Raw genomic sequence first — 9,280 nt, 5'->3', positions numbered from 1 at the left:
CGAGAAAGCCATCGTCGAAGGCCGGCACGCGTCTGGCGATGACGCCGGCAGCAGCCAGGGTTTCGGCCTGGAAGGGCTCGCTGAGGAAAGCGGTCTGCGGCGCCATCCGGAAGCTGTAGTAAATCTCCGGCACGGTGAACTTGCGGTCTTCCCAGTTCGTGGCCCGCATCAGCAGGCGGCCGTCGGTATCGAGCACGTCGAGATGCGCTTCGATGCGCAGCGGATCGGTCATCTTGACGTCGCAGCGGCAGATCACCTTGGTGCCGGCCGGTGGCATCGGCGCGTACTGACGGAAGCTGCCGACGTGGTACGGGAAGCAGTTGAAGCCCCAGGCGAAGCGCTCGGTCAGCCAGTAGCCGACCACCTGGCCGGCGGCATCGAGCAGCGCCGGATCGGTGCGGAACTGCGGCTGCGGGGTGAAGCGGAAATAGTCGTGCGTGGCGATCGTCACCAGGTCGGCTTCGATCGCTTCATCGGCCCAGCGGCGGATCGACGTCACGCCCTGCAGGCGCGGGCCGTGGAACATGCCGCGGCTGTACAACTCGCCATCCGGGTTGCTGCGCGAGGGCTTGCTGTCCGCTGCCGGCCACGGCCGTGCCGGCGGTGCTGTCGGGAACGCCGCACCGAGCAGGGCGATCGCTTCGAACACCAGCACGCCGCCAGCGGGGCCGCCGACACCGTTCTGAAAGAGGCGCACCGACACTCTCTCGATGCCTGGTTGCGCGGCATCGGCAGCCACTCTTTCGGCAACGATGCGCAGATCGAGCGTGCTGCCATCGAGGCCCAGCCAGCGATGACCGCGCGAGGAGTCGAGGCCGATCAGGCGCAGGGAATCGCCGGTCAGCAGGCAGGCTGCTTCAGCGACGATTTCCATGCTGAAGGTGAACGGGATGACGCTCAGCGCGAGCAGATCAGTCTGTTGCGCACTCGGCGCCGAACCCAGCGCGTGATCGCGCAGGAACAGATCCGAGGCGAGGTCATAGCGGCGCTCGCAGCTGAGCCGTGTTGCATCCTGCTCGGTGATCCGACCGAGCAGCGGATAGCGATGCGGATCGGCACGCGAGGGATCGACTGCTTCGATCGTCGGCGCAGTACCGGCGAAACCGTCGAGCACTCGTGCCTGGCTGTCGAGGAAATCCTGCATCAGCGCGAAGTGATTCTTCAGCGCTTCGAGACGCACATCGACCGGCCCGGCAGACTGCGCCGGTTCGATCGGCTGCGCCTTCGCTTGCGGGGCAACGACCGGGGCAGGGGACGGCGCTGCGCTCGGCTGAGCGCGCGGCATCGGCGGGACATCGGCGGGCAAATGCACCAAAGGCATCTGCAGCTTGATGCGCGGCTTCTGCCGGGGCGCGCCTAGTGGAACAGCGGCCAGCGACAGCGGCGCAATCTCGCGTTGCTCGAACAGCTTCGCCGGATCGAAGTCGACGCCGAGCGCGAACAGCTGCGCCAAGGTCTGCTGCAGATGGGTCACGCCGGGCTTGCGGCGGCTGTTGGTGCTCAGCGCGATGACATCGTTGCGGCTGCGCAGGGTGTCGTCGATGAACGAGGTCAGATTGCCGCTCGGGCCGATCTCGACGAACACCCGCACGCCATCGGCGTAGAGCTGTTCGATGGTTTCGGTGAAGCGCACCGGCGCTTCCCACTGCAGGCAGGCCAGCTCGCGGATCTCGTCGGCATCATCCGGGAACGGGCCGACGCTGCAGGCGCTGTACAGCACCGCACGGCCCGGGCCGAACTCCAGAGATTGGTAGTACTCGCGATAAGCCTCGGCCACTGGATGGAACAGCGCGGTGTGGTAAGCGCGGCCGAACGGCAGTTCGGCGCAGATCGCGCCGTCGGCGGAAAGCTTTTCCTTCAGCGCAGCGATGTCGAAACGCGAGCCGAACAGCACCAGCTGGTTCGGGCAGTTGTCCATCGCGACGAGAACGGGCTTGCCGCGGCCGTGTTCGGCCAGCAGTTGTGCGCGCGCTGCCGGTTTCAATGCGCCGATGGTCAGCAGGCTGCCTTCGACGATCCGGCCTTCGCGATCGAGATCGCCGTAGATCAGGTTCAGATCGCGAACCGTGTCGGCGATCTCTTCGCGATGCTCGTAACGGCGCACGCCGCTGGCGGTGATCGCGGTGTTCTCGCCAGTCGAATGGCCGAGCATCGCATCCGGCTTGAAGCCCAGATCGTCGAGCAGGGTGAACAGGCCAATGCTTGCGGCGAACACCGATTCCGCGGCGACATCGGTTTCGAACAGTTCGCTGTCGAGCCGCTCGCGTACGCCGGGCGGCACGCAGGTCGGCGCCGGAAACACCACCGGGGCGCGCAGCGGGCTGCCGCGGCGCACGGCCGTTTCGTCGATGAAATCGAACCACTCGCGGATCTGCGGGAAGTTCAGGCACAGGTCGGCGAGCATGTTCGGGTATTGCGCGCCTTCGCCCGGAAACACGAAGCAGACCTTGCCCGGCGCCGCACCATGACCGTAATGCACGCCGCCGCGCAGCTTGAACGACGCGACTTCCGTATGACTCAGCTTGGCCAGCGCCTGGTCGAGCTTGGTGGCGAGATCGGCCGGATCATTGGCGACCACGGCCAGGCGGTGCTCGCCGCGGCTGTGGGCGCTGCTCGCCTTCGCCAGAGTCGCAAGACTCGGTTTGGCTTCGGCCTTGGCATGCGCCAGCAACTGGCGCACGAGGCTCATCAACTCGGCGACGCTATCCGCAGCCAAGGTCAGCAGCTCGCTGTGACCCGGCACATGCAGCAGCCCGGCGTTGACCTGGCACCCGTCGGCCGGCCGGTACTCCTCAAGAATGATGTGGGCGTTGATGCCGCCGAAGCCGAAGGCGTTGACGCCGGCACGGCGCGGATGCGGCCCGCCATGGATCCACGGCCGGGCCTGGGTGTTGATGTAGAACGGCGTGCGCTCGATGCCGAGATCCGGGTCAACCTCGTCGCACAGCATCGGCGGCAGAATCTTGTGATGCAGCGCCAGCGCGGTCTTGATGATCGAGGCGCTGCCGGAGGCCGGCAGGCAGTGCGAGATCATCGATTTCACCGAGCCGAGCGCGATGCTCGGCAGGTCGCCGACTCTCGGGCCGAACAGCATGCCCAGCGACTGGATCTCGGTCTTGTCGCCGACTTTCGTTCCGGTGCCATGGGCTTCGATCAGGCCGATCGTCGAGGGGTCGATGCCGCAGGATTCATAGGCACGCTTCAGTGCCAGCACTTCGCCTTCCAGACGCGGCGTCAGCAGGCCCTTGGCCTTGCCATCGGATGCGGAGCCGATGCCCTTGATCACCGCGTAGATGCGATCGCCATCGGCTTCGGCGAGCGACAGCTTCTTCAGCACGATGACGCCGACGCCTTCGCCGAGCAGGGTGCCATCAGCGCCCTTCTGGAACGGCCGCAACTGGCCGTGCGAGAGCGCGCCGATCTGGCAGAACTGCATGTACAGCTGAGGCGGACACTGCGCCTGCACGCCGCCGGTGATCATCATGTCGCAGCGGCCGGAGTTGATCTCCCGGGTCGCCAGTTCGATGGCGATCAGGCTCGAGGCGCAGGCGGCGTCGATGATGAAGTTCGGCCCCATCAGATCGAGCCGGTTGGCGATCAGGCCGGCGATCACGTTCGGCGTCAGCAGGCCGACCATTTCCGCGTTGTACGGCGGCAACTGCTTCTTGAACTGGGCCTTGAGCTTGGCCAGTTCTTCGCCGGTCAGATCCGGGCGCAGGCCGCGGATCAGCTCCATCGTCTGGTCCATGATCAGGCCGTGCTGGACCATGGTCATGATGCCGCGGTTCACATAGGTGCCACGGCCGAGCACGATGCCGCAGCGCTCGCGATCGAAGTGCTTGTTCAGATAGCCGGAATCGACCAGCGCATCGCGGGCGAAACGCAGCGCCAGCATGTGATCCGGCTCGCCGCCGTCGAGCGTGTTCGGCATCACGCCGAGTTCGCTCAGATCGACTTCGGCGAGATCGCGCAGGAAGCCGCCGCGCGTGGTGTAGATGCGGTCGTTGCTCCTGGCATCGGCATCGACGTATGGCCCCGCCCATTCCGGCCCGGCTTCGGCTACGGCATCGACGCCGTTGAGAATGTTCTGCCAGAACGTGGTTGCGTCCTTGGCGCCGGCATAGGCGCCGGCCATTCCGATGATGGCGATGTCGAGAGCTTGGCTCATGGTTCGGCTGGCTTCGGCTCGGCTGCGATCAGCTGTTGCCAGCAAGGCGATTCAGCGCCGCACTCATCGTGCTTTCGGCATCGCTGAACGCCAGGCGAACGCGGCCGCCAGCATCGATGAACTGCATGTCGTAACGGACACCGGCATCGTGCGCCGCCGGCTTCATGCGGATGGCGATGCGCAGCGGACCGGTGACCGGATCCTGGCCATAGCGGGCTACCTTGCCGAAGCTCGATGGCAGCGCCGTCTTGCCATGCATCACGCGGCCCCAGACCAGCGCCAGCTGCGGGCCGGTATCGACCAGACCGAAATCGAACAGCCAGCGAGCGCCATGGCCGGGCGCGCCAAGCATCGCCGATGGCGAGGTGGCGATGACCATGGCATCGATGCCCTCCATCGACATGCAGCTGACTTCGGTGACCAGCTGGAACTGCGGGCCGTGGAACAGGTGCTCGGCGTACATCATCGCCGTGTCCATCGGCGCGCCGCTGTTCAGCACCGCCGCCGGTTCGGCCAGCGGCGCTTCCGGCACCTGCGGCAGCAGGATGACGCTGCAGCGATAGCTCGGCGTCTTGCGCGGCGGATCGAACAGCTCGACGGTGACTGCCTGTGAGCCGGCATCGGAGTGGGTCGACGAGCGGGCGCGCAGCAGCAGGGTCTTCTCGCTGTTGTCGCCGTCGAGCACGATGCCCGAGAACGCGCGCAGGTCACGAATCTCGACGACCTTCCATTCCGGCCAGCCCGCCGCCGCGAACTGCGCCATGTACTCCAGCGCGGTGGCCGCCGGCATCACCGGCTTGGCATCGAGGCGGTGATCGCCTAGGTAGGGATCGCTGTGCAGGCTGATCGTCTGCTCGAACACCACGGCGCCACCGGCACCCATGCGCAGCGGCTGACGGATCAGCGGCAGCGCGCCGGCGTCTGCCGTTGCGGCTTCAAGCAGTTCGCCGCCCAAGTCACGATCCCAGGGACCTTCGCCGGCGACCAGTTCGACATCCTTGCGCGGGCCATAGGCCAGCTCGTCCATGAACCAGCGACGGCCGGCCGGCACCGGGATCGGCACGATGTTGCGGGCGCGGAAGGCATCGCGAACCTGCTGGCTGGCCATGCCGGCGTCCCAGGGACCCCAGTTCACCGAGATCACCCGCACGCCGTTCCAGCGCCGGTGCAGCTGCCAGGCGAGGCGGTTCAGGGTTTCGTTGGCAGCGGCATAGTCGGACTGGCCGGTATTGCCGAAGCGGCCGGAGACGCTGGTGAACAGCGCCAGCAGCTGCAGGCCTTCGGGGCGCAGCTTGGTCGCCAGGGTCCAGGCGCTGTCGACCTTGGTGTCGTAGACGCGATCGAAGGACTCCGGCGTCTTGTCCGGAATGCGCTTGTCCTCGATCACGCCGGCGCCGTGCAGCACGGCATCGATGCGGCCGTACTGGGTGTAGATCGCGTCGATCAAGCTACCGAACACCGCCGGATTGCGGACGTCGCAGGCGCGGTAGTCGACGACGGCGCCCTTCGCGGTCAGCTTGGCGATGTTGCCGCGGATCTCGCGATCGGCGAGCACGGCGCGCAGTTCGCGTTCCAGTTCCACCGGCGTCGGCTTGCGGCCGGTGGCGAGTGCCTGCGCGAGCAGCGTCTTCTTGAGCTCAGCTTCCTTGGCGATGCCGGCCGTGGCCGGGCTTTCGATGCCGGGTAGCGCCGTGCGGCCGAGCAGCACCAGATGCATGCCGGGCCGGACCAGTTCCTCGGCGATCTCGGCAGTGATGCCGCGAGCGCCGCCGGTGATCATCACCACCCAGTCGCCGGCCGGCGCCAGATGCGGCGCGAACGGATGATCGGACACCGCTTCCGGTGCATGCGTGTAGCCGTAGCGCTGGCCTTCGGCGTAACCGATTTCGGTGCGCACTTCATCGACCGCCAACTCGTCCATCAAGGCATCGACGATGGCATCCGCCGTGGCTTCGGTTTCGAAGTCGACCAGGCGGGCGCGCAGCGTCGGAATCTCCTGCGTCGCGCAGTTGAACAGGCCGACTGCGGCACCGGCCTGCGGCAGGCTGCTGCCTTCGGATTCACGGCCGAGGCTGCCGCCGAAACGGCTGGCGGCAAGTGCCACCGATGGTCCGGAAGCGAGGTCGCTCATGGTCTGCTGCAGCAGCCAGAACAGCGCTTTCGCCTGCAGCGTGCTCTGCTGCTTCCAGCTTGCGAGATCGTCTGCCGCAGCAGCATTCAGCGTAGCCAGATGCACGAAGCCGGCGACCTTGCCGTGCTGCTTGCGCAAGCTATCCAGTGTCTTGGCAAGCGCGACCGGATCGGTCGCATCGCTGGCCGCGAGCACGGCGGCCTTGCCACCGGCCTTGTCGATGCGCTTGGCAAGCTTGGCGGCGATGCCTTCGGCATCAGCCGTCAGCAGGTACAGGCCGGCGATGGCATGACGCTGCTTCGACAGCGGCACGCGCCGGGCACGCGGCACATAGCGCGGAATCGTTTCGCTGACCGCAGCGGCCTGCGCCACGGCGCTGACCACGGCGACTGCAGGCGCTGCGGCAGCCACCGCCGGCGCCAAGGTGCTGACGGCATCGAGGATCGCGTTCAGCGAGCGGGCGCGGGTGAAGCGCTCCATGCCGGCCTGCATCGCATCAGCCTGAGCCGCCGGCAAGGCCTTCTGCATTGCGCCAAGGATTTCCACGCGCTTGATCGAATCGATGCCGAGCTCGGCTTCCAGATCCTGATCGAGGCCGAGCATGTCGGTGGGATAACCGGTGCGGTCGGCAACGATGTCGAGCAGCAGCACGGTGAGGCTGCCGCGGTCGATCGTGGCAGCAGGTGCTGCTGCGCTAGCTGATACAGGCGCCATGGCAACTGGGGCTGCAGCGGCTGGCGACAAGCTGGCGGCCGCATCAAGGATCGTGTTCAGCGTGCGGGCGCGAGTGAAACGCTCCATGCCGCTCTGCATCGCATCGGCCTGCACAGGCGGCAAGGCCTTCTGCAGCGCACCGAGGATTTCCACGCGCTTGATCGAATCGATACCGAGTTCGGCTTCCAGATCCTGATCGAGGCCGAGCATGTCGGTGGGATAACCAGTGCGGTCGGCAACGATGGCCAGCAACTGCGCTTGCAGCGCGGCACGATCAAGACCTGCGACGGCAACTGCCACCGGTGAAGTCACCATGACTGCTGCAGCTGTTGGGACGGCGGTCGCAGCCGGCGCCAGGGAAGCTGCCGCATCGAGGATCGTGCTCAGGGTACGAGCGCGAGTGAAGCGCTCCATGCCGGCCTGCATCGCATCGCCGATCGCTGCCGGCAGCGCCTTCTGCAGCGCACCGAGAATCTCCACGCGCTTGATCGAATCGATGCCGAGTTCGGCTTCCAGATCCTGATCGAGGCCGAGCATGTCGGTGGGGTAGCCGGTGCGGTCGGCGACGATGTCGAGCAGCAGCTTCTGAGCGGCGGCACGGTCGAAGGACGCTGCGATCGGCGCTGCCGCTGGCGAGACCGCCGGGGTGCTGACAGCAGCCACCGCAGCCGAAGCCGGAATGATCGCCATCGCGGCGCCCAGAATCGCGTTCAGCGAGCGGGCGCGAGTGAAGCGCTCCATGCCGGCCTGCATCGCGTCACCGGCAGCGGCTGGCAAGGCTTTCTGCAGCGCGCCGAGAATCTCCACGCGCTTGATCGAATCGATGCCGAGTTCGGCTTCCAGATCCTGATCGAGACCGAGCATGTCGGTCGGGTAACCGGTGCGATCGGCGACGATGTCGAGCAGGATCTTTTCGATCTGCGTCTGATCGATCGTCGGCGCGGTGTTGGCTACCAACGGAACTGCAACGCTGGCGGCAGCGGGCGCCACGGCAGTGGCCGAAACGCCAAGCTTGGCAAGATCGGCCTTGGCGGTATCGAGTATCGCGGTCAGCGTGCGGGCGCGGGTGTAGCGCTCCATGCCGGCCTGCATCGCGTCGCCGGCAGCGGCTGGCAGCTGCTTCTGGAAGGCGCCAAGAATCTCGACGCGCTTGATCGAATCGATGCCGAGTTCAGCCTCCAGATCCTGATCGAGGCCAAGCATGTCCTGCGGATAGCCGGTGCGATCGGCGACGATCTCGAGCAGCGCTGCCGTCGGGTCGAAGCTGACCGCAACGGCTGCCGGTGCCGCCACCGCGACAGCCTTCGGTGCTTCTGCCTTGGCAGCTGCAACGACTGGCGCCGGCCTTGGCGCTGGCGCAGCAACGGCCGCAACCGGTGCGGCGATCGGCATCGGCATGACCGGCAGCGCCGGCAAGGCTGACGGCGCAGCAGCGCTGCCGCCACTGAGGAACTGCGATACGACGCGCTCCTGCAACTGCAGGAACTGGCGCATCGTCTGCTGATAGGCCGCGAGCGCTTCGGCGCCGAGCGCCGGGCTGACGGTAGACGCCGCAGCAGGAATCGTCGCCGCAGTCTGAGTTGCGGCAGAAGCTGGCGCCTGCACCGTGACGGTACGCTCGATCTTCAGCTTGGCCTGCATCGCAGCGAGCGAAGCAGCGTCGTAAGCCGGCAGCTTGCCGGTGCGGAACAAGATGTCGGACTGCTCGCGAGCGCAGCCGCCGCTGATCATCCAGGCGTGCTTCGGAATCGCTTCCGGCTTGATCAGATCGGCAAGTTTCGCGAGATCCAGCAACTGCGGATCGCGGTTGTCGAACAAGCGGCTCAGCGCCACCGGCACGCCGGCGACGACCAGTTCGGCCAGGCCCAGCAGCAGGCCGCGAATGCCGCCGCCGTTGCCGTCGAGCGACACGCAGACGGCGTCCTTGCCGGCGAGCGTGGCCTTGGCCATGTTCGCGCAAGTGCCTTTCGGGCCGAGTTCGGCGAACACGCGCACGCCGGCGGCGTACATCGCTTCGATTTCGGCAACGAATTCGACGCTGTTCAGCAGATGGCCGTCTAGCGTTTTCTTGATGCTCGCGACATCGGACGGGTAAGGCTGGGCGGTGGTGTTCGAGTAAACCGTGATGCGCGGCACGCTGATCGTGCTGGCGGCGATCGCGGCTGACAGGCCGGTCTGCGCCGAGGCGACCAGTTCGGTATGGAACGCACCCGACACAGCGAGGCGGGTGACTCGCACGCCGCCGGCTTCGAGCGCCTTCACGGCCT

Annotated in this window: 2 protein-coding genes; both read right to left on the bottom strand. The window is 66.6% G+C overall.

The genetic code is table 11. From position 1 onward, the window contains the following. A partial coding sequence (locus Q0D45_RS09145) for a beta-ketoacyl synthase N-terminal-like domain-containing protein (protein ID WP_293391607.1) occupies nt 1-4,168 on the bottom strand: 4,168 nt, incomplete at its 3' end. A 28-nt stretch (nt 4,169-4,196) separates the two neighbouring features. After that, nucleotides 4,197-9,280: SDR family NAD(P)-dependent oxidoreductase (locus tag Q0D45_RS09140; RefSeq protein WP_293391604.1), on the bottom strand; the 5,084-nt coding region annotated here is incomplete at its 5' end.

The sequence above is a fragment of the Nevskia sp. genome (genome assembly GCF_023266035.1).
GTDB lineage: Bacteria > Pseudomonadota > Gammaproteobacteria > Nevskiales > Nevskiaceae > Nevskia.
This window is presented reverse-complemented; position numbering and strand designations above follow the sequence as displayed.